General features: G+C 45.4%; 27 protein-coding genes. 19 read left to right on the top strand and 8 right to left on the bottom strand.

Going from position 1 to position 26,675, the window contains the following annotated elements; translation table 11 throughout:
* Positions 1-439: 439 nt before the first annotated feature.
* Positions 440-1,597, bottom strand: coding sequence for a ribosomal protein uL16 3-hydroxylase (locus tag HGO26_RS20455; protein WP_168827533.1), 1,158 nt, complete (start codon positions 1,595-1,597; stop codon positions 440-442).
* A 219-nt stretch (positions 1,598-1,816) separates the two neighbouring features.
* Here HGO26_RS20455 and HGO26_RS20450 point away from each other — a divergent pair, with 219 nt between their 5' ends.
* Complete coding sequence (locus HGO26_RS20450) at positions 1,817-2,443, top strand: 3'-5' exonuclease (protein ID WP_168827531.1); 627 nt, start codon at positions 1,817-1,819, stop codon at positions 2,441-2,443.
* 117 nt (positions 2,444-2,560) lie between these two features.
* Here HGO26_RS20450 and HGO26_RS20445 read toward each other — a convergent pair whose 3' ends face one another.
* Both HGO26_RS20445 and HGO26_RS20440 read right to left on the bottom strand, forming a co-directional pair.
* The gene (locus HGO26_RS20445) at positions 2,561-3,607 is read right to left on the bottom strand and encodes a LacI family DNA-binding transcriptional regulator (RefSeq protein ID WP_113939612.1); all 1,047 of its coding nucleotides are present in this window, start codon (positions 3,605-3,607) and stop codon (positions 2,561-2,563) included.
* A gap of 104 nt (positions 3,608-3,711) precedes the next feature.
* Positions 3,712-4,440, bottom strand: coding sequence for a DUF3334 family protein (locus HGO26_RS20440; protein WP_028760052.1), 729 nt, complete (start codon positions 4,438-4,440; stop codon positions 3,712-3,714).
* Positions 4,441-4,797: 357 nt separating this feature from the next.
* On the opposite strand from HGO26_RS20440, the gene HGO26_RS20435 reads away from it, so the two are divergent.
* From HGO26_RS20435 to crr, 5 genes are all read left to right on the top strand, one after another.
* Positions 4,798-6,435 carry a methyl-accepting chemotaxis protein gene (locus HGO26_RS20435; RefSeq protein WP_028760053.1) on the top strand — a complete coding sequence of 546 codons (1,638 nt, stop codon included), beginning with the start codon at positions 4,798-4,800 and terminating at the stop codon, positions 6,433-6,435.
* Between the two features lie 208 nt (positions 6,436-6,643).
* Positions 6,644-7,039: an ACT domain-containing protein gene (locus HGO26_RS20430; RefSeq protein WP_028760054.1), complete on the top strand. Its 396-nt coding sequence runs from the start codon at positions 6,644-6,646 to the stop codon at positions 7,037-7,039.
* Between the two features lie 28 nt (positions 7,040-7,067).
* Positions 7,068-7,325: an HPr family phosphocarrier protein gene (locus HGO26_RS20425; protein ID WP_028760055.1), complete on the top strand. Its 258-nt coding sequence runs from the start codon at positions 7,068-7,070 to the stop codon at positions 7,323-7,325.
* Positions 7,326-7,503: 178 nt separating this feature from the next.
* A complete protein-coding gene (gene ptsP, locus HGO26_RS20420; protein ID WP_168827529.1) occupies positions 7,504-9,207 on the top strand; it encodes a phosphoenolpyruvate--protein phosphotransferase in 1,704 nt (567 codons plus the stop codon).
* A gap of 71 nt (positions 9,208-9,278) precedes the next feature.
* A complete protein-coding gene (gene crr, locus HGO26_RS20415) occupies positions 9,279-9,788 on the top strand; it encodes a PTS glucose transporter subunit IIA (RefSeq protein WP_006081821.1) in 510 nt (169 codons plus the stop codon).
* 221 nt (positions 9,789-10,009) lie between these two features.
* Here crr and HGO26_RS20410 read toward each other — a convergent pair whose 3' ends face one another.
* A complete protein-coding gene (locus tag HGO26_RS20410; protein ID WP_168827527.1) occupies positions 10,010-11,380 on the bottom strand; it encodes an MFS transporter in 1,371 nt (456 codons plus the stop codon).
* A 269-nt stretch (positions 11,381-11,649) separates the two neighbouring features.
* Between HGO26_RS20410 and HGO26_RS20405 the strand changes: the two genes are divergently transcribed.
* From HGO26_RS20405 to HGO26_RS20355, 11 genes are all read left to right on the top strand, one after another.
* Positions 11,650-11,994 (top strand): ArsC family reductase, encoded by a 345-nt coding sequence (locus HGO26_RS20405; protein ID WP_168827525.1) that lies wholly within the window; start codon positions 11,650-11,652, stop codon positions 11,992-11,994.
* Positions 11,994-13,133, top strand: a complete 1,140-nt coding sequence (gene dapE / locus HGO26_RS20400; protein WP_211085980.1) for a succinyl-diaminopimelate desuccinylase — start codon at positions 11,994-11,996, stop codon at positions 13,131-13,133. The genes HGO26_RS20405 and dapE overlap by 1 nt, the downstream gene beginning before the upstream one ends.
* Complete coding sequence (locus HGO26_RS20395) at positions 13,127-13,840, top strand: D-alanyl-D-alanine carboxypeptidase family protein (RefSeq protein ID WP_168827521.1); 714 nt, start codon at positions 13,127-13,129, stop codon at positions 13,838-13,840. Before dapE ends, HGO26_RS20395 begins: the two co-directional genes overlap by 7 nt.
* Positions 13,841-13,952: 112 nt before the next feature.
* Positions 13,953-14,783: an alpha/beta fold hydrolase gene (locus tag HGO26_RS20390; RefSeq protein ID WP_168827519.1), complete on the top strand. Its 831-nt coding sequence runs from the start codon at positions 13,953-13,955 to the stop codon at positions 14,781-14,783.
* Positions 14,784-15,108: 325 nt separating this feature from the next.
* The gene (locus HGO26_RS20385; protein WP_168827517.1) at positions 15,109-16,287 is read left to right on the top strand and encodes a porin; all 1,179 of its coding nucleotides are present in this window, start codon (positions 15,109-15,111) and stop codon (positions 16,285-16,287) included.
* 10 nt (positions 16,288-16,297) lie between these two features.
* On the top strand, positions 16,298-16,735 hold the full coding sequence (locus HGO26_RS20380; RefSeq protein ID WP_028760063.1) for a type 2 periplasmic-binding domain-containing protein: 438 nt from the start codon (positions 16,298-16,300) through the stop codon (positions 16,733-16,735).
* A 304-nt stretch (positions 16,736-17,039) separates the two neighbouring features.
* The gene (gene can / locus HGO26_RS20375; RefSeq protein WP_168827515.1) at positions 17,040-17,657 is read left to right on the top strand and encodes a carbonate dehydratase; all 618 of its coding nucleotides are present in this window, start codon (positions 17,040-17,042) and stop codon (positions 17,655-17,657) included.
* Between the two features lie 193 nt (positions 17,658-17,850).
* Entirely contained in the window at positions 17,851-19,038 is a 1,188-nt protein-coding gene (kdnA, locus tag HGO26_RS20370; RefSeq protein WP_028760065.1) for an 8-amino-3,8-dideoxy-alpha-D-manno-octulosonate transaminase KdnA, read from the top strand.
* A 20-nt stretch (positions 19,039-19,058) separates the two neighbouring features.
* A complete protein-coding gene (kdnB, locus tag HGO26_RS20365) occupies positions 19,059-20,129 on the top strand; it encodes a 3-deoxy-alpha-D-manno-octulosonate 8-oxidase KdnB (RefSeq protein ID WP_113939602.1) in 1,071 nt (356 codons plus the stop codon).
* A 97-nt stretch (positions 20,130-20,226) separates the two neighbouring features.
* Positions 20,227-20,964 (top strand): 8-amino-3,8-dideoxy-manno-octulosonate cytidylyltransferase KdsB, encoded by a 738-nt coding sequence (kdsB, locus tag HGO26_RS20360; RefSeq protein WP_028760067.1) that lies wholly within the window; start codon positions 20,227-20,229, stop codon positions 20,962-20,964.
* 45 nt (positions 20,965-21,009) lie between these two features.
* Complete coding sequence (locus HGO26_RS20355; RefSeq protein ID WP_168827513.1) at positions 21,010-21,267, top strand: DUF2897 family protein; 258 nt, start codon at positions 21,010-21,012, stop codon at positions 21,265-21,267.
* 166 nt (positions 21,268-21,433) lie between these two features.
* Here the strand turns inward: HGO26_RS20355 and HGO26_RS20350 are convergent, their stop codons facing one another.
* The 3 genes from HGO26_RS20350 to HGO26_RS22315 form a co-directional block, all read right to left on the bottom strand.
* Positions 21,434-21,901, bottom strand: coding sequence for a hypothetical protein (locus HGO26_RS20350; protein WP_131524476.1), 468 nt, complete (start codon positions 21,899-21,901; stop codon positions 21,434-21,436).
* Between the two features lie 337 nt (positions 21,902-22,238).
* Entirely contained in the window at positions 22,239-23,243 is a 1,005-nt protein-coding gene (trhO, locus tag HGO26_RS20345) for an oxygen-dependent tRNA uridine(34) hydroxylase TrhO (RefSeq protein ID WP_105252610.1), read from the bottom strand.
* A gap of 47 nt (positions 23,244-23,290) precedes the next feature.
* Positions 23,291-23,464, bottom strand: a complete 174-nt coding sequence (locus HGO26_RS22315) for a hypothetical protein (protein WP_158683081.1) — start codon at positions 23,462-23,464, stop codon at positions 23,291-23,293.
* A gap of 141 nt (positions 23,465-23,605) precedes the next feature.
* Between HGO26_RS22315 and HGO26_RS20340 the strand changes: the two genes are divergently transcribed.
* Positions 23,606-24,262, top strand: coding sequence for a glutathione S-transferase (locus HGO26_RS20340; RefSeq protein WP_168827511.1), 657 nt, complete (start codon positions 23,606-23,608; stop codon positions 24,260-24,262).
* 187 nt (positions 24,263-24,449) lie between these two features.
* Positions 24,450-24,647 carry a hypothetical protein gene (locus HGO26_RS22410; RefSeq protein WP_028760072.1) on the top strand — a complete coding sequence of 66 codons (198 nt, stop codon included), beginning with the start codon at positions 24,450-24,452 and terminating at the stop codon, positions 24,645-24,647.
* Positions 24,648-24,779: 132 nt separating this feature from the next.
* Here the strand turns inward: HGO26_RS22410 and HGO26_RS20330 are convergent, their stop codons facing one another.
* Positions 24,780-26,537 carry a SulP family inorganic anion transporter gene (locus HGO26_RS20330; RefSeq protein ID WP_168827509.1) on the bottom strand — a complete coding sequence of 586 codons (1,758 nt, stop codon included), beginning with the start codon at positions 26,535-26,537 and terminating at the stop codon, positions 24,780-24,782.
* Positions 26,538-26,675: the final 138 nt, after the last annotated feature.

The following is a 26,675-nucleotide window of genomic DNA, read 5'->3' as shown; positions in this document are numbered from 1 at the left end:
GCATTTAATACTCTAGCCATTGGTTATTCATTGAAGCTCGCTCCACTCCTGACGACATTAATCAGAATAGGCTTATCGGCCTAAACTCATCTCACTAAGACTGTGCCAGCAAAACTCATCTCGCTTGGTAAAATAATTTTAAAAACCAATGTTTAACATTAAAAATGACAAGGCAATGAACGCCGTAGAGAGACGACTAAGGCAATAACGCAAACTTGCAAAGCCTTCGCGATCTTAAAAAGATAAGCAAGGGCAAGCATGAGCTTGCCCTAAACATAGATGCGGCTTTCAACATCATTCTGTTTTAAATCTCAACTAACACTAGAATGCATCCAACACTATAATCCAACGATTGCAAAACCGACTTAACACTAAAATCCATCGGCGTTAGCGCTAAAATGGTATCAACATCCATCATGCTTTGCATATTATCTCAGCCTTAACACTCTTCATCACTCAGGTCTTCAAAGTACCAGTAACCGAGGTTCACCCACTCAGTCAGCTGCGTAAGCAAATCGGCATCGGCTAACCAGGGGGCTAAGGCGGTTTTATCTAACTGATTGCTATCACATAGTAGTGGGATCACCGCGGCCAATTCGGCTGAAAGCTGATACTTATCACCATTAATATAGACAACGCCTTGTCCCACATTGATATCAAAATACAAACAACGCAGTCCGCCGAGGCGAATAAGCGGCTGCTCATCGAGCCATGCGAGCACTTCGTCTTGCGTGATGTCCAACGGCTCATCGGGTAAATCGAGGGCGCATTTAGATTGAGTTAAATAGCGGCCCGAAAACTCGCTCACCAGTTCATCGGTTAACATATTAGTCAGTTGCGTGCGTAACCGCGCTAAATCGCGATTATCGACACAACCACTGCGCGTTGTCAGCTCGCGGTCTGGATCTTCAATCTGCTGTGCGCCTAAATCTTGATCAGACAGATGATCGGCCAAAGCACTTACCATATCTTTGGCGGAAGCTGTGCGATAACCTACTGAAAAACTTAAAGACTGTTCTAAGGTTATGCCATCATGGGGGAATCCTGGGGGAATATAAAGGATGTCGCCGGGCAATAACTCAGTATCGATAATCGGTTCAAAAGCTTCTGTGTGCAGCAAAGCGGGATGGGCGGCAAACTCTTTGTGCGGCCCGAGATCGCCTACGCGCCAGCGGCGACGTCCCGAACCTTGGCAAATAAACACATCATACAGATCGATATGCGGCCCCACGCCACCGCCAGGAGTGGCAAAACTCACCATCACATCATCTAAACGCCAGCGCGGAATAAAATCAAAACATTGGATCAGGGCTTCTGCATCGGGCACCCAGTTGTTCAAGGCTTGCACGATCAAAGTCCAATCCCGTTCACCGAGATGATCGTAGGAATCAAAAGGGCCAAATTCTGCCTGCCATTGCCCTGCCTGTTGGTACACTCGCCGAGATTCCACCAGCTCATCCATGGCTAACCCAGCTAACTCTTCGGGCGAGATTAAATCTTGAAAGTGTTTGAATCCTTGGCGGATAACCAAAGGTTTTTTCTGCCAATATTCTGCTAAAAATTGCGCGGGTGTTAAGCCATTAATATCGAGTTGCATGGGTCGCTCACAAACCAAACTGTTATTCATAGAGGTAAATGCTAACAGGAAGCGAAACCAAGAAAGCTCGACCGGATCAACAAAGCATTAAGTCTTTTATCAGCGTCAATGTGATAGTGAATTTACTAACGTATTGAATTACAATCGGCTTATCTAAAAGCGTTGCACTGTCAAAGACGGCAATGCTGACACATCATTTATAGAGTCCACATAAGATCTATGCCTACATCTGCAGCTAACACTTTGGTCGTGCTCGACTTTGAAACCACAGGGCTATCGCCTAATCAAGGGGACCGCGCGATTGAAATCGGAGCTGTGCTGATTGAAAACGGCGTGATCACCCAAAGATTTTCAGAGTTGATGAACCCAGGATTTAGAATAAGTCGTTTTATTGAGGACTACACAGGGATCAGCAATCAAATGCTCAGGGATGCAGCGCCCTGCAATGAAGTGATGGCGCGTTTTGCCGACTTTATCGTCGATCATAACTTAGTCGCCCACAATGCGGCATTTGATCAGCGCTTTTTAGACGCGGAATTTGCCCAAATTCGCCATCGCTATCGAGGGCAATTTGGTTGCTCCTTGCTAGTGGCAAGACGTTTATATCAAGCGGCACCGAATCATCAGTTAGGTACTTTAGTGCGCTATAAACAGTTACCAAGCGATGGCACCTTTCACCGCGCCTTAGCCGATGCCGAAATGACTGGCCATTTGTGGCTGGCAATGCTGGCAGACCTTCAGCAAGAGTTCGGTCTCAATGCTCCCACCTTCGAGTTACTGCAAAAAATCGCCAAGAAAACCAAAGCAGATGTGCCGAAGTTTTTACGTCAATATGCGGTTAAGTGATCCCAAAAAGCAAAAAGCCGATAAATCCAAGGATTATCGGCGATGTTTCAATAAGCAAATTAAGTGCTCAACGACTTGCCAGCAAAAAACAGCAAGCTCCTAGTAATAACGGCCCATCTATAACGGCTTAAGCGGCGCGCTATCAATGCCGCAGGAACTGCGAACCACTAAGGTTGTCGGAATAAGCTGCGCACTCACCTCTTGTCCGCGGATAAGTTTGAGTACACTGTCGACTAAGATTTCACCGGCTAATTGGGTATTCTGCTTAATGGTCGTTAATGGCGGATTGGCAAAACTCGCCACAGGAATATCATCATATCCCACCACTGCAACTTGTTCTGGGACTGAAATGCCCTTCTCTTTCAGCGCACGAATAGCACCAATGGCAATCAGATCGCTAGCAGCAAAAATAGCATCAAACTGTGCGCCTTTGGCCATCAATGCCATAGCCGCATCGTAACCAGCACTTTCAGTGCTAATTGCCGACACTTGCTTAGTGCGATCGACAGCAATATTCGCCATTTGCAGCGCCTTCACATGGCCTAAATATCTGTCCCTAAACTCAGGGCTGTGGCTCGAGGCATCGCCTAAAAAGGCAAAAGCTTTACGACCAAGGGAAATCAAGTGCTCTGTGGCAATCAAGCCACCTTGATGATTATCACAACCAATGGAAAGTACTGACTTATTGTTATGCTCAGCACCCCAGATCACAAAGTGAGTATTCTGCGCGAGCAATCGCTCCAGCTTTTGCTCGTAGTCCATGTAGTCACCGTAACCAAGCAGAATAATGCCGTCAGCTTTATTACTGTCTTCATAATCGGCGTGCCAGTCGCTGGACAATTGCTGAAAAGAAACCAATAAATCATAACCTTGCTGCGCCGTTGCTCGGGTAATGGAGCCAAGCATAGACAGGAAAAAAGGATTGATTAACGAGTCATCATTGGTGGGGTCTTCACACAATAACAGCGCTAAGGTATGGCTATTTTGGGTGCGAAGATTACTGGCATTTTTATCGACCTTATAATTCAGCTCTTTGGCAATAGTTTGAATACGTTGGCGAGTTTCTAAATTGACTAGCGGGCTGTTTCTAAGGGCACGGGAAACCGTTGACTGGGATACGCCAGCACGATAAGCAATATCAATCGAGGTCGCTTTCGATGCCATAAAGAGGATTTAACCTTAGTTATTATTTTGCGTCGATACTAAAACAGTTCCCCCCACTTGTATAGACGAATGCGTTAACATCCGTCTTACATTAGAGACTCTGCTTAAATGCCGAGCTGATCGAGCAAATCATCGGCTTCATTATCAATGGCACGAGTCGCAATGGCGGGTTTATCGGCCATCTTAACCCAAGGCGAAACATTCGAATTTGAGTCGTTATTTCCCCCAATCGAACTGTGCTGCTCTAACAGACTATCGGGATCGAATTCTTCATCGTAGACAAATTCATCTAAGCGAATGAATTCGGTTTTGTCCATGGCAAACTCGAGGTAAAAAATATGGTTATTTTCAGTCCTAAACGACACTCTGCGGGCAACCGCATCGTCTAAGTTAGCGTCGATTGATATGGTTAACTCTTTATTAATCGTCAACATTTTTGGCTGGCTTTGGCTGATTGACGTTTGCAATTCTTTTGAAATTTTATTAATAAAATCCCCTAAGATTTGGTTCATCAACTCACCCATCACGTTACTCACTTCATCTGACGTATGCGAAAACGCGAGCTCAGACTCAGGCATACCCATGTTCAGCATGTAGCGACGGTAGATTTCAATCGCCGCCGAAGCTGAAAAGTTAATCACCACTAGGCCTGAAAAACCACCATCAAAAATCGAGAAACAACCGAGATCAGGTTTAAGACGAGTACGCGCAATACTTTGTACCATACCCGCATGGGTAACATTGCTGGCACTGGTGCTAGAGAGGACGTGGGCAACTGAGTGGCATAACTTCAGTAAAATATCATCCGACGTTACGATAGTATTTGTGGTCATAATCGATTCTCAAACTGAATAATGAATTAATCTTGCGCGTAAAAGCGTAAAAAATCAAAATTAAAACAATTGATTAGCCTAATATAGCAAGATGGTAAAATTAACATAATGCTAACTTATTGATATTTAATAGATCAGATAAAACCTTCAACATAACGCGACTTATAAAACGGCCTAACTTAATAAGAACATGCCCCATAATGCAACAGATTAAAGTTCCCTATCACTATTCCCTGCTTTAGATCAAAGAAACTCATATTTTATAACGGCTTTTACTTAATTTATGTCACAGACGATTCAATTGAGATTGATTCGCAGGTATATTGATGCACAATAATAAGTCCTTAAGGAATCCAAATGATCACGTTTTTGCGCCGGTTTACCATTTTGCAACGCTTAATGATGATGCTCCTTATGGCCGCGATAGGGACTGTGTGTTTTGCCAGTTTTTCAATTAAAGAGCAGTACAGTAATTTAATTGAGCAGAAATGGTTGCAGATAGACGGTCAACTCGCCAGCATGTTAAGTGTGATAGATGTGCACCGTCAGGATGCGCTCAAAGGTAAGTTTAGCGAAGCAGAAGCTAAACAAATCGCCGCGGATTTAATCAATCAAACTCGCTATTCAGGTTCCGGCTACTTCATTGTTATTGATGATAATAATCAAATCCTCGCCCACGGGGATAGCGCAAATCTTATTGGCACCTCAGCATTAACCTTCAAGTTACCTAATGGCACAAACCCCTTAGCCACTATGCTGCCATTAGCGCGTGCTAAATCGAAAACAACCCTCGAATACCCTATCGCCGATCCTATGACCCGCGCGATAGAAGACAAGCTTGCTGAAGCCCGTTACTACCCGCAATGGGGCTGGACAGTCATCACAGGCGCCTATCTTAGCGATGTCAAAGCGAGCTTAAAGTCAGTCATTATCGACTATCTGATTATCATGTTTTTGATTTCAGTGCCGATTTTTGCCTTCTTCCTGGTGCTTAACCACTCCATCACCTCACCATTAAATGATGCTATTGATGCCCTTGAAGATATTGCCCAAGGCGAAGGCGACTTAAGTCAGCGCATTAATGCTCAAGGTAAAGATGAGATTGCCCATCTCGCCCGTGCCTTCAACATGTTCGCCCAAAAAATTGGCGACATGGTCGGCCATTTACAACCTTTAGGCCAAGCATTAGATAAAGATGCAAAACAGCTTTTGATTGCAGTTGAGGAGTCCAATCAGAGTGCTGAACATATCCACAGAGAAACTGGTAGCGTCGCCACAGCCGTCAATCAAATGCTGTCGACCACCCATGAAATGGCGAGCAACACCCAGCAAGCGGCCGATGCGGCGAACAGCGTAAAAGAACAAGCGCAGCAAAGCCAAGTCGTGATCGACAACACAGTCAGCAACACAGAAAAACTGGTGGCAGAATTAAAAGCCTCTGAAGTCATCACCCAAAAGCTGGGCGTCGCCTCACAGCAAATCGGTAGCATTCTCGATGTGATCCGCAGCATTGCCGAGCAGACCAACTTGCTCGCCCTCAATGCCGCCATTGAAGCTGCTCGAGCAGGGACCCACGGCCGTGGTTTTGCCGTAGTTGCCGATGAAGTCCGCGCCCTTGCTACTCGCACTCAAGACTCGACCAATGAGATCCAAAAAATCATTAGCGAGATCCAATCCGGTGTTGGCTCAGTGATGAAGAGCAACAATCAAACTCAACTGCAATCCGATGAGCTGCAGGCCCAAGCCCACGAAGCGGGTAAAGCCATGGCGGCGATTCTGCAATTGATTGCCCATATCAGTGACATGAACACACAATTAGCCAGCGCCACTGAAGAGCAATCACTGGTGACCGAAGAAATTAATCGAAATATTTGTAATATTTCGGAGTTAACCGAAGTCTCAGTAAAAGCTAACGAAAGTAATAGCCATGCAGCTCAGTCACTGCAAGACATTAGCCAAGACATGTCCCGCACCTTAGGCCAGTTTAAAATCTAACTAAAGTGTATGAGTACGGCATGACTTGTCGATTGGGGCGCCATAGGGCGCCCTTTTCTTTGGGTAAACCTTCTGGTAACGCTTGTTAACCGCTATCTCACCAACAATAAATTTCAACGAAAAAATCCCATTAACCACAAATTCTCTGTCACGCTAACGTTTGATATGCGGTATGCTTTAGCCTTAAAAATCCAACCGAGACACTGCCATGCGAATGACCTTAGCCGTTCACCCTGAACAGTACACAATTCATAGCTTTAGCCCGAATGCCGTATTGCCCAGTGAGGTTTTTGCACAGGACATGTATTTCATTGGTAAGACCCAAGAAGGTTTATCTTTAGTCGTTTCCAGTGAAATGGAACTCGACAGCTTAGAGCAAGAACCGGGCTGGTGTTGCTTTGAAGTACTCGGGCCACTAGGATTTTCGATGACAGGCATTTTATCTAAAGTGTCTGGCACCTTAGCGGACGAACAAATCAGTATTTTTGCGATTTCGACCTTTGATACCGATTACATTTTAGTAAAAAATAATCGCCTCAAAAGTGCCATCGCCGCCTTGAAAAAACAGGGCTATCACATCATAGAATCGAAAGACGAAGTGTAATACCCCTTTAAATATGAGCTCATCTACTATGTACGAAAAAACAGTCACCATTACCGCCAAACATGGCATTCATACCCGCCCAGCAGCCTTACTGGTTAAAGAAGCCAAAACCTTTGACTGTGATGTCATGGTCGAATGTAATGGTAAGCAAGCCAGTGCTAAGAGTCTGTTTAAGCTACAAACCTTAGGCTTATATTCTGGCGTCACGGTAAGAGTGTTTGCCGAAGGTGAACAGGCACAGGCCGCGGTTGAGAAAGTCTCTGAGCTGCTCATTACCCTAAGCTAGGCCTTTTCTTGCGCTAAAGTGCATTTATCGGCAGGTTTAACCGACACGCAAAAAACTCGTCTCGACCGTCTTGACATGCTAATGCTTTACATACAAACGCTTTACAAGCTTAGCGTCACTCAACTAGACTCGCTATCGCTAACGGACACTCAGTTCAGTGGTTAATTTAGGAAGGGATATGTCAATAACGGGGATTATAGTGTCATCGGGAATTGCTTTTGGACAGGCACTTCACCTGCTCCACACCGAACATCACCTCGATTATCGCCCTATTCCCCTGTCTAAAATCCCTCAACAACAGGGTAAATTTGCCAAAGCCTTGCAAGAACTACAGGCACAACTGACCCACAGCCAAGCTGCACTCGATAGTGACTCCGAAAATTATCAGTTGATCGAAGCCGACTTATTGTTATTAGAAGACGATGAATTAATCGAGCAAGTGAACGATGCTATTCGCACCTTACAATTGTCGGCAAGTGTGGCGGTTGAACGTATTTTTGCCCATCAGGCCAATGAATTACAATCCTTAGATGATCCCTATTTAGCCAATAGAGCCCAAGATGTGCGCTGTTTAGGCCAAAGAGTCGTCGCGGCGATAAACGGCCATTTAGCTCAAGGACTCGAAAAACTCGATAGACCCACTATCTTATTAGCGCAGGATTTGACCCCCGCCGAATTTGCCTTACTGCCGCGGGAAAACCTTTGCGGTATTGTACTGAAAACGGGCGGTTTAACGAGCCATACGGCCATTTTAGCCAGAGCAGCTGGCATTCCAGCCATGTTAAGTTGTCAGTTCGACGCAGACTCTATTCCCAACGGCACGCCCTTAGTGCTCGATGCACTCGCGGGTGAACTTTGTGTCAATCCCAATCCAGACCAACAGGCAAGACTCACAGTCACCTTTCACCATGAACAAGCAAGGCGCGCAGCACTTCAAACTTACAAGGATGTCCCAGCGCAAACCCAAGACGGTCATACTGTGGGACTCATGGCAAACGTGGGTAATCTCAACGACATCACCCATGTCAGCGATGTCGGCGCCGATGGAATAGGTTTGTTTCGCACCGAATTTATGTTGATGAACGTCGCCACCCTGCCCGATGAAAAAGCCCAATACAGCTTATATTGCGATGCATTGCACGCCCTAGGCGGTAAAACCTTTACCATCCGCACCTTAGATATAGGTGCAGACAAAGAACTACCCTGTTTATGCCAAGAAATTGAAGATAATCCCGCCTTGGGTCTTCGCGGCATTCGCTACACCTTGGCGCACCCAGAATTATTTAAAACCCAATTGAGGGCCATTCTGCGTGCCGCTAACCATGGCCCGATCCGTTTGATGTTCCCTATGGTCAATCAAGTCGAAGAATTGGACGAGGTGTTTGCACTCATTGCCCAGTGCCAAGATGCCTTGGAAGAAGAAGAGAAAGGCTATGGCGAACTTAGCTACGGTATCGTTGTCGAAACCCCTGCTGCGGTATTCAACCTCAACGCTATGCTGCCAAGACTTGATTTTGTCAGCATTGGTACCAACGATTTGACCCAATATGCAATGGCAGCCGATAGGACAAACCCGCAGCTTACCCGTGACTATCCGTCCCTTTCGCCTGCCATTTTAGCCTTAATTAACATGACAATAACCCAAGCTAAGGCCGCTAATGTTAAAGTTTCTCTGTGCGGTGAACTCGCCAGTTCACCGCAAATTGCGCCACTGTTAATCGGCATGGGGTTGGACGAACTCAGTGTTAACTTAAGCTCACTCTTAGAAGTGAAAGCAGCTATTTGCCAAGGCAGCATCACACAATTTTCAGCATTAGCGCACACGGCATTACAACAAGATAGAATTGCAAGCTTACAACAGTGTATAACAAGCTATAAATAGAGACATTTATTCGTTATGCTGCGTTACAGAACAAAAACAATGACAAAAACAAGCAAAAGAGGCTCTAGATTATGGGATTTTTAAGCCGAATAAGGCGCTTGGTATCGGGCCAGACTCAATTAGCTGGCGGTATCATGGTATATGCCCCCGTTTCCGGGGATATCGTCGCCATTGAAAAAGTCCCCGACGTGGTTTTTGCTGAAAAGATTGTCGGTGATGGCATCGCTATCGCTCCCAAAGGCGAATTAATTCTGGCGCCTATCGACGGCACCATAGGTAAAATTTTTGAGACAAATCATGCATTCAGTATTGAGTCTCCCCAAGGTTTAGAGCTATTTGTTCACTTTGGTGTAGGTACAGTCGAGCTGAGAGGTAAAGGGTTTAAACGTTTAGCCCAGGAAGGTCAAGAAGTGAAAGTCGGCGATCCGATCCTGTCATTCGATATTGATTATCTAAAAGATCAAGTAGACAGCCTACTCACTCCTGTCGTGCTGGCGAACATGGAAGATGTCAAATACCTCGACAAAGCCCAAGGCAGTGTCACCGCAGGCAAAGACGTGATCTTTACGGTACAGCTCTAATTTAACCATTTCGAATAAATCGTTTATCGGTTGTTTTCTGAATAATAAAAGGCTGACTCACCATCATGAGCCAGCCTTTTAAGTTTTTGAAAACCAAGCCTATACACGGTATTTGAATTCGCCAAGCTGCACCGATACACAGGCTTAAGAGAATCTATTTTGGCCATTCTCACGCTAAGCATCACGTTCCCTGTGAATAACGGCTACATGACTCTAGTAAACTAATCTACTTTGAACATGGCAAAATCGGGGCGCGGCAATTTATCTAAAATACTGTACAGATAAATCACCAATACCGAGAGTAAAGCGCCTGTCAAAAACAGCCACTGACCGCCAAAATGATCCAATATGATGCCACCTCCAAGGGGCGCGAGCGCAAATCCTAAGTCATAGAATGAAGCAGCCCCAAAGTAGGCGCCGCGAAGATGATCAGGGGCTAAGCGGTCGATATGCACATTCATAGTGGGGAACAAAATAGTCTCGGCGACACTCATCACCACAATCGCACCAATCCAGCCCCAAAATAGATCCAGTGGATTAAACGCCAGCCAGATTTGTGAGCCGATCAGTAATAGCAATCCGATTTGAATCCGTTTGACGAGCGGAAAACGGGCCATGAGTTTCAATAGCAAAAATTGGGTGGAGATAATCACCATTGCATTGGTGAAAATCATGCCAGAAATTAACGTCAGCAAATCAGGCGCACCTGCGCGAGTAAGATATTGGATCAACGAACTGTCCATTTGGGCATAAATGAACATACACAAAATATTGGCAAAAATTAAACATTGCAGCAGTTTATCTTGCAATAGAATGGCGATAATTTGCTTACGGCTCACGACTGCCGCTTTTTTCGTGCTCGCCTCTGCATCAGTCGATAAGCCATTCACACCACGATTAACACCATCACTTGTCATGTCATTTACAAAGTCACTTTCACTGCCACTCGTATCGCCACTTAAATTGTCACTCGATGAGGCGCCAGTCGCCATAGCAGGTTCCTGACGGGTTTGGTGGTTAAATCCCCAATATAACAAGGCCAACAATACGGCAAAGGCCACTGCAGTAAGGTAGAAACTGGATTGCTTGCCCGTAAGACCAAGCCATACCCCCAGCATAGGGCCAACGGCGCAGCCAACGTTGACGATAAAATACAGCGACTGCATCGCCAATTCGCGTGTCTTAGGATCGGCAATAATGTCGCCAATAGCGGCGGATGTCAGCGGTCGCCACAGTGAAGTGGCCATAGAGCACAGGGTCATCACGACCACATACCCCTCGACAGAATTGGCTTCAGCCAATAACGAAAACGAGATGATATAGAGAATGCCCGTCAGGTACATCAGCTTATGACGACCGATTCTGTCGGACAATGAGCTACCAACAAAGCTCGTAAATACCGAAATAATCGCGGCGCTGGACAAGACCATGCCGACCTCAGTGGCACTTAGCGCAAATTTCTCATATAAAATAACGGCTAAAAATGGCCACACCATGTAATAACTGCCACGGGTGATAAAAGACCCAAACAAAAATATCCACATCAAGCGCGGAAATTGCTTAAATCGCTGCAATGAAACATCGCTGTGCATCTTAATCCTTTAAAAGCGCATTGACTTCAATGCTTAAATCAAACTGATTTTAATGAAAAAACAATATATACAAGGCACTTAAGTTAGACAAGTGTTAAAAAGTTAAACCAAAGCAAGTCACCAGCGATTATTATCTCTAGAAAATTAACGTTTTATTAATCACCAGATATCGGCAACACATCCCACTTGTGACATGCGACGCACAATGCCACAATGCCAGCAAAATCAATGCTTGCAAGCCAAGCGTCCATCCACACTGGAGCATCATTTTGACCCTCTACGGTATTAAGAATTGCGATACAGTGCGTAAAGCACGTAAATGGATTGAAAATCATCAACTTCCAGTTCATTTCCATGATTTTAGAGATGACGGCCTACGTCAAGAAGACCTCGAATTCTGGTGTAACACCTCAGGCTGGGAAACCGTATTCAATAAGCGCAGCACGAGCTTTCGTGCGCTCAGTGACGCAGATAAAACCGATATCGATCAAACCAAAGCCATTCAACTTATGCTGACGCAACCGACACTGATCAAACGCCCCGTCTTAGTCGTCGGTGAACAAGTGCTGATTGGCTTTGATGAAACCGCCTATAAAAGAGTATTCTCAGTATGATGCCAGCCGACAATTATCCCGTTACAGAACTGACAAAAGCGCTGATCGCCCGCCCTTCGGTGACACCGCTTGATGAAGGCTGCCAAACCTTAATGGCTGAAAGACTCAGCGCCATCGGTTTTAATATCGAACCTATGGTATTTGAAGACACCACCAATATGTGGGCTCGCCGTGGTAATGAAGGCCCCGTTTTTTGTTTTGCGGGCCACACAGACGTTGTGCCAACGGGCGATGTGAGCCGCTGGCACACGCCGCCTTTTGTGCCCACCATCATTGATGGCTACTTATATGGCCGCGGCGCAGCGGACATGAAAGGCTCACTGGCGGCTATGATCATTGCCACCGAACGCTTTGTGGCTAAACATCCCGATCATCATGGCTCTATCGCCTTTTTGATCACCAGCGATGAAGAAGGTCCGTTCATCAACGGCACGACGCGAGTCATTGATACCTTAGAAGCGCGCAACGAGAAGATCACCTGGGCATTAGTCGGCGAACCCTCATCAACCCTAAAGCTGGGCGATGTGGTCAAAAATGGTCGCCGCGGCAGTTTAACCGGCAACTTAACCGTGAAAGGCATTCAAGGCCACGTGGCCTATCCACACCTTGCCGATAATCCAATCCACAAAGCCGCGCCTTTCTTGGCCGAGCTGAGTCAAATGCACTGGGATAATGGCAATGAGTTTTTCCCACCCACCAGCTTCCAAATCGCCAATATTAATGGCGGCACAGGTGCATCGAATGTGATCCCTGGCGCACTGGAAGTGATGTTTAACTTCCGTTACTCCACCGAAGTGACCGCCGAAATCTTGATTGAGCGGGTTGAAACTCTATTAAAAGACTATGAGCTAGACTACGATATCAGCTGGATTTTCAATGGCCTTCCCTTTTTAACCGGTGATGGTCCGCTATTAGATGCTACCCGTATCGCGATTCGTCAAGTCACTGGTTATGAAACCGATCCGCAAACCACAGGCGGCACATCAGACGGTCGCTTTATCGCACCAACGGGTGCCAAAGTGTTAGAGCTTGGCCCTGTCAACGCCACCATTCATAAAGTGAATGAATGCGTTAAAGTGGACGACCTTGAACAGTTAGCCCTGTGTTATGAAGTCATTTTGGAACAATTACTGTGTTAGCACATCTGAAGATCCGTCCCGAAACCGCAAAGCTTTACGGCTTAAGCTCCCCTGAATTAGTGGATTATTTAAGCCCGTATCACCTTGGTTATCATAGCTTTGGGTTAGAGGAGAACACAGCTATCGCCTTTAAGTCTATGGCGGCAAAAGCTGAAGATGCGGGCATAAAACTCGCGATTTGCTCGGCACATCGTCCCTTTGAACGGCAACTGGCAATTTGGAATGCCAAGGCTAGCGGTAAACGCGCGGTATTGGATGCCAATGAGTTACCGGTCAATATTCAGGGCTTAAGTGACGATGCCATAGTTGACTTTATTTTGCTCTGGTCGGCGTTGCCCGGCGCTTCACGCCACCATTGGGGTACCGATCTCGATGTGTTCGATGCGGCTCAAATTGATGTTAAAACCCTGCGCCTTGTTGAAGCTGAATATGTTCAGGATGGTCCCTGCGCTAAATTGCATGCTTGGCTGGTAGAAAATGCCCATGATTTTGGCTTTTACTTCCCGTTTCAGCAGGGACAAAGTTCGGTAAGTCCTGAGCCTTGGCATATTAGCTATTTCCCTGTAGCGCAGTTATTGTTGCCACAATTCGATCGTGCCGAACTGGCAATCCTGTTAGAAAACAGTGATATGTTGCTAAAAGATGCAGTACTCGCCCGATTAGACAGTCTAATAGATGAATACGTGCTGCGTATCGCTCAGCCCTAATCACGAAATACTCGCCAAGGTCAGTCAAGACAGGTTAAGCCTAGCACTATATCGTCAAAATGGGCGCCAAAATGCGGTTTAACACAATGATATATTTGATAAAGTAGGTTTTATGGATTTTTCTTCACACCGTCAGCAGCTTGTTATTGCCGATCGAAAATTAAGTTACCTTGATGTCGGCTCAGGCCCTGTATTGTTGTTTGGGCACAGTTATTTATGGGATAGCGCTATGTGGGCGCCTCAAATTGCCACCTTAAGCGCTCGGTATCGCTGCATAGTGCCTGAACTTTGGGGCCATGGTCAGTCAGATTTACTGCCCAATAACTGCAAAACGCTACTCGATATTGCCGATCAAATGCTTGAGCTAATGGATGCTCTTGAGATAACTCACTTTAGTGTTGTCGGACAATCTGTCGGTGCTATGTGGGGCGCAGAATTGGTACTGAAAGCACCAACAAGAGTTAAAACCCTCGTTATGCTCAACAGTTTTATCGGTTTCGAACCCGAAGTCACCCGTGCGAAATATGATGGCATGCTGGATATGATTACCGCCGCTAAGGCGATCCCTGCGCCGCTGATCAGTGCGATTTCACCTTTATTCTTCGCCAATGATGCCGCAAATAACACTCCCGAACTGGTTACGGACTTTGAACAGTCACTTGCCAGTATCACAGCGGAGCAAATCCCCACGATAGTTAAACTTGGACGAATGATTTTTGGTCGTCGCGATACCATGGAATACGCCGAGCAATTGACGCTACCCTGCCTCATCATGGCTGGCGAGGAAGATAAGGCCCGCAGCGTATTGGAAAGTTACCTGATGAGTGATGCCATTGACGGCAGCCAACTTGTGCATATTCCTGCGGCAGGACACATATCAACTCTCGAACAAGCGGAATTTATTAACCAACATTTAGCCGATTTTCTGGCTAAACATTATTAATCAATCGCTAAATCTACGCTTCAAGGTGCGAAAACTCGCATCTTGAAGATGAGTATTTCTACTTAGCACATGTTACCAAGATGTGCTTATATCAATATTGCTCACCCATACTTAATTCCTATTTTATGGATAAATACATTAGGCTTTACTTTATTAAAGTCTGTTATTGAGCACACCACATTTCATTAAACTCACCTGTGAAACCTCTATTAACAAGTAAAGACGTTGTTTTTGTTCCAAGCGGCTTAAAAAATGTTGCACAAAGGTGAAATCTACTAATTATCAACTACCTTTATACTGTATTCCCTCAACAAGGTATTCTGCCATGAGAAAAAGTACAGTTGCCCTCTGCGTATTCAGCACACTTTATATGCCGTCTCTTTATGCCGATGTTCAAATAAATGGATTTGCCTCTATTGTCGCGGGCTCAAGTCTAAGTGACGATAAAAGCTATTATGGTTACGACAAAGAACTCGATTTTAATAATGATTCCAAAGTTGCCTTACAATTTACCGCCGATCTTGGTAGTGGCTTAAGAGCTACTGCACAAGTGCTATCCAGAGGCAGTAACGATTATAGCGCTGAATTCGAATGGGCTTATATCTCCTATGACATCAGCGACAAACTTATGCTTATGGCAGGTCGCCAACGTTTTAATCTCTATAAATACTCCGATTATATTGATGTAGGCTATGCCTATCACTGGATCACTCCGCCCCGCGGAGTTTATTCACTGCCATTTAATTCAGGTGAAGGTGTAGGCTTAGTTTATGCCGATTTATGGGGCGATACCGAAGTAGGTTTGACCTATAAATACATTACCACTTCAGTTTCTGACTACTCGCCTACAGGTTCATCAACACCTCCTGCGCCCTTCTCCGCCGAGGGCCACATAATGAACTTTAACTTTGTAACCTATGGGTTTGAGTACGGTTTAAATATTGGCATAGTTACCGATTTCTCCTACGAATTACCCGCACTGCTTGGCTTAGGTAATGCAATTTCTCAAACAGGACTCTTTACTCAGCAAGTAGTTGATGATCTTTTACCGATTAATGACAGCGCGTTACTCATTGGCGCTAACATTAAATATGATGCTGAAAAATGGTTTATTTTGGCCGAATACACACGAATTGATGTCGATCCCAGTAGCTTTAATATTCAAGATTCAACCTTTGTTTCCGGCGGGATCCGCTATCACGATTTCACCTTCCACTTAACCTACGGTATTGATAAAGGTGAGCCCCAATACGATGCCTATGACGCTATGTTACCTGTTTACAATGGTCTGCCACCGGCAAACCAAGCTGCACTCGCACCGCTTGTTTTTGGAACACAAGCGGCGCTTGAAGCACAGCAGGAAGACAGCGCCTACTACATCATAGGCACCCGCTGGGATTTCCATCCTTCTGCCGCACTGAAACTAGAGTACACCAACTACAGTAACGACAAACCGTCCTCCGATGAACAGTTGCTGAGTATGGCAATAGACTTAGTTTTTTAAGGAGTTAAGCATGAAACTATTAATAAGTTCTCGGTTGATGATAAAAACCTTAGTCGCCAGTGCGCTTCTACTTGGCAGTGCCTGTGTTCAAGCCGAAATTGCCGTCGTGGTGCACCCTTCTAATACGTCAGAAATTAGCGCTGCGGATATTTCACGGATCTATTTAGGCAAACTCAAGTCTTTCCCCAGTGGTGGCACTGTCGTCGCACTCGATCAACCTGAAGGCACGCCCGCACGTGATGCCTTTGTTAAACAGATCCTTAATAAAACCGAGAGTCAGTTAAAAGCCTATTGGTCAAAACTGGTCTTTTCAGGCCAAGGTCAACCGCCCAAAGTCGTCGACTCCAGCGCTGAAATGCTCGCATTGATTGCCGCCAATCCCAATATGATCGGATTTGTTGACGTAAGCGAAGTAAACGACAGCGTGAAAGTGATCAGTAAGTTCTAACCCATACTGCATCATCCTTGTCCGCCTTAATCTTTGGCGGACAAGGTTTCCACTCAGCATTTGTGCGATATAAACAACAAACACACTATCAAAATCAAATGGTGCTTGAACCCTCAGAGAGAGCTTATCCATTTGCAGTACTATTAAGAAAAAATAATCTCGATTTTTCAATATCCTGATTCAAACCTTAATTGGATAGACCAGCAGAGCCAAATTTGCTGGTATACTCTTGCTAAAAATGTGCTGCTTGCATGAATTAGAGCATGAGAAGACATTTTATATGTCAATAAAACAATAGGTTAAAATGAAACTACTCAAACCTTTATTCGACAATAACCGCCGCTGGGCCGGACGTATACGCCAAGAAAATCCTGATTTTTTTGAACAATTAGCGAAACAGCAACATCCTGAATACCTGTGGATTGGCTGCTCAGATAGTCGCGTACCCTCAAACCAAATCATTGATCTTATGCCCGGTGAAGTCTTTGTTCACCGTAATATCGCCAACATGGTGATCCATACCGATCTTAACTGCTTATCTGTACTGCAATACGCCGTCGATGTGCTCAAGGTGAAGCATATTATGGTGGTGGGTCACTACGGCTGTGGTGGTGTGCGCGCGGCCATGGGTCAGCAACGCTTAGGACTCATCGATAACTGGCTCGGGCATTTACGTGATATCTATCGTATTTATCAGGAAGAATTACAACAGATGGACGAAGCCAAACGTTTTGATCGCCTGTGCGAGCTAAACGTGATTGAGCAGGTTGCTAATGTGACCAGTTCAACCATAGTGCAAGAAGCTTGGGATCGCGGCCAAGAAGTGGCGGTACACGGCTGGATTTACGGCATTGATAACGGTTTACTGACAGATTTAGATGTTACGGTTGACCGTGAATATGGCTTAGCCAATCCACGCTAACGGCCTGAATGTAGGCTTTCAACGCCCCGCAGAGCATCATCAATGCTCAGATAAAACCTGCCCCTGTGCAGGTTTTTCTTTTTCCATGACAATTTTCAGCAATAAAACATCGCAAGGGTCTATTACGCCAGTTATAATCCGCCAGTTAATTGCAGGCGACCTATGCGCCACAAATTCTAAGGAGATACCTTCCATGCCCGGTTTTGAATTATTTGGTCCTGAAGAGAAGCAGGAAGTCGCTGACGTTATGGAAAACGGTTTTACCTTCCGTTACAACTTCGACCATATGCGTAATGATCGCTGGAAGACGCGCGATATGGAGCAACTACTGTGCGAGAAGATGAACGTGAAGCATGCTCACCTTTTATCAAGCGGTACTGCTGCGCTGCAAACGGCCATGATGGCTGCAGGCATTGGTGCTGGCGATGAAGTTATCGTGCCACCTTTTACCTTTGTAGCCTCAGTTGAAGCGATTTTTATGGCAGGCGCGATTCCGATTTTTGCCGAAATCGATGAGACATTGTGTTTATCTCCAGAAGGTATCGAAGCCGCGATTACCCCACGCACTAAAGCCATCAACTTAGTGCACATGTGCGGTTCTATGGCGAAGATGGACGAGATAAAAGCCGTCTGTAAAAAACATAACTTACTGATTTTAGAAGATGCTTGCCAAGCCATCGGTGGTAGCTACAAGGGCCAAGCCCTAGGTACTATCGGTGATGTGGGTTGTTACTCATTCGATTCAGTCAAAACCATCACCTGTGGTGAAGGTGGCGCTGTGATCACTAACAACACAGAAATCTACAACAACGCGCACATGTTCTCAGATCACGGCCATGACCATATTGGTAAAGACCGCGGTGCAGAGTCACACCCTATCATTGGCTTGAACTTCCGTATTTCGGAAATGAATGCCGCCTTAGGATTAGCGCAGTTACGTAAACTCGATACCATTATCGATATTCAACGTAAAAACAAAAAGACCATTAAAGATGCAATGGCCGCTATCCCAGAAGTCACCTTCCGCCAGATCCCAGATCCAGAAGGCGACTCGGCTGGCTTCTTAACCTTTATGTTGCCAACCGAAGCGCGCACGCAAGAAATCAGCAAAAAACTGGCTGAAAACGGCGTTGATGGCTGCTTCTACTGGTATGTAAACAACTGGCATTATTTGAAAAACTGGAAACACATTCAGGAGCTTAAGGCATCTGCTGCGTTGCCAATCACATTAATCGCCGACAGACCTGACTATACTCAAGTTTCTGTGCCTAAATCCGATGCCATTATGAGCCGCACGATTTCTATGCTCATCAAGTTGTCTTGGACCGATGCTCAGATCGCCGAGCGTATCGAGAACATCAAGAAAGCATTTGCCCAATAATTCTACGGGAGTTTGTTGCAATGAGTTTTAAGAATTTTAAAGTAGTTGAAAAAATGATCTTCGGCCGTGGCTCATTCGTCCAATTGGATGAAGTGTTAGCTGCTGAACGTAAAACCGCCGACGACTTCGTGGTGTTTTTAGTCGATGACGTGCATCAAGGCAAAGCCCTTGAGGGCCGCATTCCTGCTAAAGCACAAGACATGGTGATTTGGGTTAACGTTGATGAAGAGCCAAGCACAATTCAAATCGATGCCCTGACTGAACAAGTTCAAGCTTTCAATAGCAAACTGCCAGTGAGCGTCGTCGGTTTAGGTGGCGGTTCAACCATGGACGTGGCTAAAGCGGTATCGCTGATGCTGACAAACCCAGGTGGCTCTGCCATGTACCAAGGTTGGGATTTGATCAAGAACCCCGCGGTACACCACATCGGTATCCCAACGATTTCTGGTACTGGTGCAGAAGCGTCACGCACCGCCGTATTATGTGGTCCAGTACGTAAGCTAGGCCTGAACTCAGATTACACAGTATTCGATCAAATCATCATGGATTCTGAGTTAATCGAAGGCGTAGAAACGGACCAATGGTTCTACACAGGTATGGATTGCTATATCCACTGTGTTGAATCTTTACAAGGTACCTTCTTAAACGAGTTCTCTAAATCCTACGCTGAAAAAGCCATGGATTTATGTCGCCAAGTGTACTTAGACGACCACGTAGAAAAAGACGACAAGCTAATGATGGCGTCTTTCATGGGCGGTATGAGCATAGCGTATAGCCAAGTGGGTGCCTGTCATGCGGTATCTTACGGTCTGTCTTACATCCTGGGTTACCACCATGGTATCGGCAACTGTATCGCCTTTGACGTGTTAGAAGAATTCTATCCAGAAGGTGTTGAAGAGTTCCGTCTGATGATGAAGAAACATAACATCACGCTGCCGAAGAACATCTGTAAAGATCTGCCAGACGAAACGATAGCGAAAATGGTTGCCGTGACTAAGAGCATGGGTCCACTATGGGCTAACGTTTACGGCGCGGGTTGGGAAGAGAAAGTCACAGATGAAATGTTGACTGCCCTGTTCCGTCGTATCTAAGCTCTAACACATGTTAAAAGGGCTCAATTGTGAGCCCTTTTGTCTATATGCATTGTATATCTACACTGTATATTTTTGATAAAAGTAGGATAATTTGATGAATGTGACTCTGTTAATCCCGGCTCGTTACGGTTCAAGCCGCTTCCCGGGCAAACCCTTAGCCCCGATTAACGGCAAGCCAATGATCCAACACGTGTATGAACGCGCGTCGTTAGCCAAAGGCCTCACCAATATTTACGTCGCTACCGATGATGATCGCATTAAAGCGGCCGTTGAAAGTTTTGGCGGCAAAGTAGTCATGACCAGCCCAGATGCTGCCTCGGGTACAGATCGTATCAATGATGCAATAAACCAACTGGGACTGAAAGATGACGACTTAGTGATCAACCTACAGGGCGATCAACCTCTAATCGACCCAACCTCTATCGAGCAAGTCATCAGCCTCTTCGAGCGTCACCCTGGTGAGTTTGAAATGGCCACCTTAGGTTTTGAAATCGTCAATAAAGCCGAGCTTGACGATCCTATGCATGTGAAGATGGTGTTCGATAACAACAACTACGCCTTGTATTTCTCTCGTTCGCGTATTCCTTTTGGCCGCGATACTCAAGATTACCCCGTTTATAAGCACTTAGGTGTGTATGCTTATACACGCAAATTCGTACAGGCCTTCGCCGCCCTACCATTAGGTCGTCTAGAAGATCTGGAAAAACTCGAGCAATTACGTGCATTAGAGTACGGCCATAAGATCAAAATCGCCATTAGCGCCTTTGATTCTATTGAAGTTGATACGCCAGAAGACATTCGTAAATGTGAGCAACGCTTAGCGGTTGATTAATCACCCGTTAGGTGTGCGCGAGTCAATTCGAAACAGGAGCTGAGTATGTCGACCTTAGAAGTCTGGATCATTATTATTTTGATCGTCGGTGTCATCGCCAGTAATCTTGCTGCGTTGAAGTACAGTGCTAAGTTCAAACTGCCGCAGTTCGGTCAACATGGTAAAGATAAGCAGATAAAGTCAGATACTGCCAAGCCTTCGGCAGCAGACAATGATGCCGATGCGGCTTCAAGCAAGCCAAGTTCTGCGGACTCAGAACCCAATAAAGCAGATCAAAGCAAAACTGAACCACCTAGGGGCTAAGCTCAATGGCGGCTTTTAAAGAGTGAGTCTAAAGATGGCTCTTAAACATGCCTTTTAAAGACTGTGCTATAAACACTGAGCAATGACGTTCGCAAACATAGAAAAGGCGCCACAGGCGCCTTTTTTGTCTCTCAAATAACAAGCTAGCCAATGCCACTCATCCGCCTTAGGCTTTTTTCGCTGATGTGCGACTCAATGGCTGCTCCTCAAGGTGCGCCACTAAAAAGACTAAAAAGCGAAACAGGGATTTAATCTTAAGATCATGATTTTTATTGGGCTCAGCCGCGACTAACTTCTGCAGCGATTTGATTCTAGCGTAAGCATTCTCAACTAAAGCGTCGTTCTCTTTACCGACATATTTATTAAACTCGGCAAATTCACCAATAAATTTCAGTGTCACTTTACGGTGATTTAACGCAGTGAGTGCTGCGCCCTCTTTCAGTTTTGCCTCAAAAATACTGCATTCTAAACCGCTGGCGATCGCACTTTGCGACAAACCGCTGCTTAAGGCATCGGCCAGAAAACCCAAATTGGCTTTTAACTCGAAGGCAATCGCCTGCTTACTGGCGCTCGATTGCTGCCAGCGACTGCGTTCCTTATCGAAAATATCGTATAGTTCTTTCCAAATGCTCATGCGCTTTGCCTACCTTGCACTGAATCGCTCCCTTCGTATATAGCACTCGACTTTTTTGAAATGCTAGCGTTGTTAATACTAACGTTTTTAATACTAGCGACTGAAAGTTATCATAAATTTAAGGTTTTCGGCATAGCGCTATGATAAATAATGGTTTAAAAATGAGTTAAAGCACATTCACACTAAAACTAAAATCGGCATAAAAAAATGGCCCGAACAAGTCGGGCCATAGTGCAAACCATATTCACAGTGAAAGCAATGTAGGAGCTACCTGAATGACAAACAAGCTCAGTGCAAACTCATGACTAACTCACAGCTAATCCAATGAAATATAAAGTTAAAGCGCTTGCGATTTTTTCGCGTTATTTTTCTCGGCGGCGAGTCGACGCTGCGCTTCTTTTTTCTCACGGCGCGCTTCAATCACTTGATTTACATCGCTACCGATATGCGCTTCGTTACGGGCTTTTGCCAGATTAACTTGGCGCTCACGCTCAACGAAACGTTTACGCTGCTCGTCAGAAATTTTATCGATACAATGTGGGCAACTGACACCTTGCACATAGGCAGGGCTCTGTTTTTCAGCTTCGGTGATTGGCATACGACAAGCATTACATTGATCGTATTGGCCTTTCTTCAAGTCATGGTTCACTGCAACGCGGTTATCGAATACGAAGCACTCGCCTTCCCACAAACTTTCTTCCGCTTTGACTTCTTCGAGATATTTAAGAATACCGCCTTCAAGATGATACACCTCGTCAAAGCCTTGCTCTTTTAAATAAGCAGTTGATTTCTCACAGCGAATACCGCCAGTACAGAACATGGCGACCTTCTTATGTTTAGCAGGATCAAGATTCTGCTTCACATATTCAGGGAATTCTCTGAAGGTTTCAGTCACAGGATTAACGGCATTTTTGAAAGTGCCGATTTGCACTTCATAGTCGTTACGGGTGTCGACTAAAATCACGTCCGGATCAGAAATCAGCGCATTCCAATCTTGAGGCTTCACATAGGTGCCAACCACTTTAAGTGGGTCAATACCTTCAACGCCCATAGTCACGATTTCGTTTTTCAGTTTGACTTTAGTGCGGTAGAACGGCATTTCATCGTCAAATGATAACTTGTGAACGATATTATCTAGGCCATTTTGGCTATTAAGCCACACTAATAACGCTTCAATCGCTTCTTGAGTGCCAGCAACTGTGCCATTGATCCCTTCACTTGCGAGGAGCAGAGTGCCTTTGATCTCGGCCTGTTCCATCATAGCAAGCAATGGCGCTCGGATAGATTCAAAATGCGGTAACGACACGAATTTATATAACGCACATACGACAACTTTAGCCATAACACCCTCTTTGCTGGCTGGAACTTAATTTCCAGTGCATAAACAAATCAATCATCTGCAGCCTTGCTGCAGATCCCAAAAATAGCGCGGAATTCTACCTGAGTCACAGCAAGATAAACACAGATAAAATACAGGGTCTTTAATTCTTTACGCACAGTGGTGAGAAAAATCATTCTATGATGGCAATTTAAGCAGAAATCCCAGTATGAAAGCGTTACCATCTGCGCCCTTTGAATATTGCATGATTAGCACGCAACATTCGCATTGGCATACTCGCGTCGTCAATAAGCATGACACGCTGACATCAGCTTTAGTCGCATCAACTTCCATCGCATTAGCGCCGTACAGTAGAGGAAATCCGAATGACGCTAGCCGTCTTATACACCTTCCGCCGTTGCCCCTATGCTATGCGAGCACGTTTGGGACTCTTATTAGCCCAATGCAATGTTGAAGTCCGTGAAATCACCCTTAAAGCCAAACCACCACAAATGCTAGCTGCCTCACCTAAGGGGACTGTGCCGGTATTAGTACTAGCAAACGGTGAGGTGATTGCCGAAAGTCTTGAGATCATGCGCTGGGCACTCACGCAAGCAGACCCCTTAGATCTATTGTGTCAGCAAAATCCTGCTATTGAAGATAAAATGGCACAGCTTATCACACAAAATGATCAACAATTTAAACCATGGCTTGACCGCTATAAATATGCCGACCGTTACCCTGAGCAAACGCAAGCTTATTATTATCAGCAGGCGAGTCATTTCCTCCTGCAACTTGAAACATGCTTAGGGCAACACCCCTTTTTAGTCGCCGATACACCTCGCGTTGCTGATTACGCCATCGTGCCTTTTGTACGCCAATTTGCCGCAGTGGATCTCAAACGTGCACTGAGTGATGATTTTCCGCGACTCGCCGCTTGGCTAGAAAACCTCATTTCGAGTGAAATATTTATTCGTGCGATGGAAAAATATGTGATCTGGGACGCTAGCCATTCTCCAACTTGCTTGTTAGGAGACATGTAAGCCAATAATATTTAAAGATTATTTTTATTTTATGTTATAGCCATCGGTAAAATATTCGAGTAAGGTATTTGCCACTAGGTACCTAATTTAGCTAATCGTAGCTAGACAATATTCTCAAGAAAAGTAACCACGCCTAAAGACTCAAGGACGTGAATGATAGAACACAAGGATAAGACAGTTGGAAAATATGGATATTAATATCGTTATTATGCTTGGGGGCCTGGTGCTATTGCATTGTCTATTTGCCCTTCGGGCCTTCAAAAGTAAAGTGGATCTCAGCACCAACAAAAAGTGCTTATGGTGCCTACTGAGTCTGATACTCGGCCCTATGGGTTATTATGGTTTTCACGGTTTTATTCCCCTAGATAGAATTCTCAAAGACTAAACGGTAAAACTGAATACCTTCAAAAGGCTAGTCATACCATTGATTTACTTATCAAATTAAGACAAAAAATAGCGCAACCTTAAGCTGCGCTATTTTATGACCCAGTTTAATCAAACAAGGCATTACAGTTAACTACAAATGACTGTGCAACAATACCGAGTCATCAGGAACTTTTTGGATCACAGGCGCTTGCCCTTCAGCCAAGGCTTGTTTATAGCTTTGATTCATTTTAAGGGCGAGATACAAATCTGGCCGGATCAAAATACCACCTTCCCCTGTCTGCATGCCCGCTTGCTCAAACCAACTCAGCATCTGCCGTTTACGTCCCGCAAGCACTAAACGAACGCCACGTTTTTTAAGCAGTTGATGTAAATCAGCCAACATGGCCATCACACTTAAATCCAAATGGGTAAAACAAGGCACTGCATCAATAATGATGCAATCAACAGGCTCAGATTCCCGAATAAACTTTTCCAGTAAACGGCGCTTAAAATACGTCGCATTAAAGTAAGTTAACGGTGAATTAAAGCGATATATAAATACTCCTGGAACCGATTTAGCTTTACCCGATTCATCGACACTGCGGATAACGCCCTTATTATCTAAACCAAGCACTTGATCCGTAGGCCGCATCACAGTAGCAAGGAACTGGAATAAACCCAGTAATACAGCCAAGGTTATCCCAGGGATAACCCCAATAAACAACACAGAGAACAAGGTGATACAGGCAAGTAGAAAAGCAGACCTATCCCGCACTCGCAGATTCCACAGTGACTTTAAATCGATAAGCGAGATAGAGGCGATCACCAGCACTACACCTAAGGCGGCACTGGGGATGAACTTCAAAGGCGCAGTGAAAAATAGCGCCACAACACCAATCAATACCGCCGCAATGATAGACACTAACTGGCTCTTACCACCATTGGCATCATTAACCGCAGTACGGGAATCCGCGCCGCTCACCGCAAAACCTTGAGATATGGCAGACGCTATATTGGCTATTCCTAACGCCCTGAACTCTTTATCGGCATCTATATCGTAACCGTTTTTTGCCGCAAAGCTTCGAGCCGTCAACATCATGCTCACAAAGCTCACCATGGCTAAGTTAAGCGCTGGTACCACAAGCTCACGGGCGATACCTAAATCAAATACAGGCGCTTGGAATGAAGGTAATCCTGAGGTCACTTCTCCGACGACGCTAATGTCAAAGCTCGTCAGGTTAAACACCCAAACAAGGAAAGCCGCCATCGCCATTGCGCACATAGAAGCAGGCCATTGGGGACGAAACCGTTTCACTAAGGCATAAGTCGCTAGCGTCACAATCCCCATAGTCAATGTCGGCCAATGGGTTTTGGATAAGTAAGAAGGCGCACCGCTGAGGCGTTCGATTAGATAACGCTCATCGAAGGTAAAACCGAAGATTTTTGAAAACTGTCCCACGATAATGGTAATTGCAACGCCATTAAGCAACCCCATCAAAATCGGCTTTGATAGAAAATCGGCGAGCACCCCCAGCCTAAAACGACTCGCAATCAAGCACCAAAAGCCTGTCATGGCCGTCATGGTCATCACTAACTGCCAGTGCTTCATGCTATCCCCTGCAGCTAGGGGCGTGACAACCGCGGCGATAACAGCACAAGTCGCCGCATCTGGACCCACGATTAATTGTTTTGAGGTGCCAAATAGTGCGTATACCAACATTGGTAATACGCAGGAATACAAACCCACTGCAGCATTCACACCAGTGAGCTGGGCATAAGCAATCGCTACGGGTAATGCCACAGCGGCAACGGATAAGCCTGCGCGCACATCATCCCTAAGCCATTGCTTTTCATATTGTAATAATTGCGCCAATCCCGGCATAAACGAAATCAAACTAGGGAACTTCACTCGGCAACCTCCATATACACACTATCAAGATAAGCAACAAGTATAACTGAGACTGAAAATGTTCAGCTAAAAGGTCATTACCTAAAAAGCCATCAATAGTATGTTGGTTATGGCATAAAGCCAATCATTACGCGAGTG

The sequence above is a fragment of the Shewanella oncorhynchi genome (assembly GCF_012584455.1).
GTDB lineage: Bacteria > Pseudomonadota > Gammaproteobacteria > Enterobacterales > Shewanellaceae > Shewanella > Shewanella oncorhynchi.
Note: the sequence above shows the minus strand (reverse complement) of the source record. Positions and strands in the feature narration are given on the sequence as shown.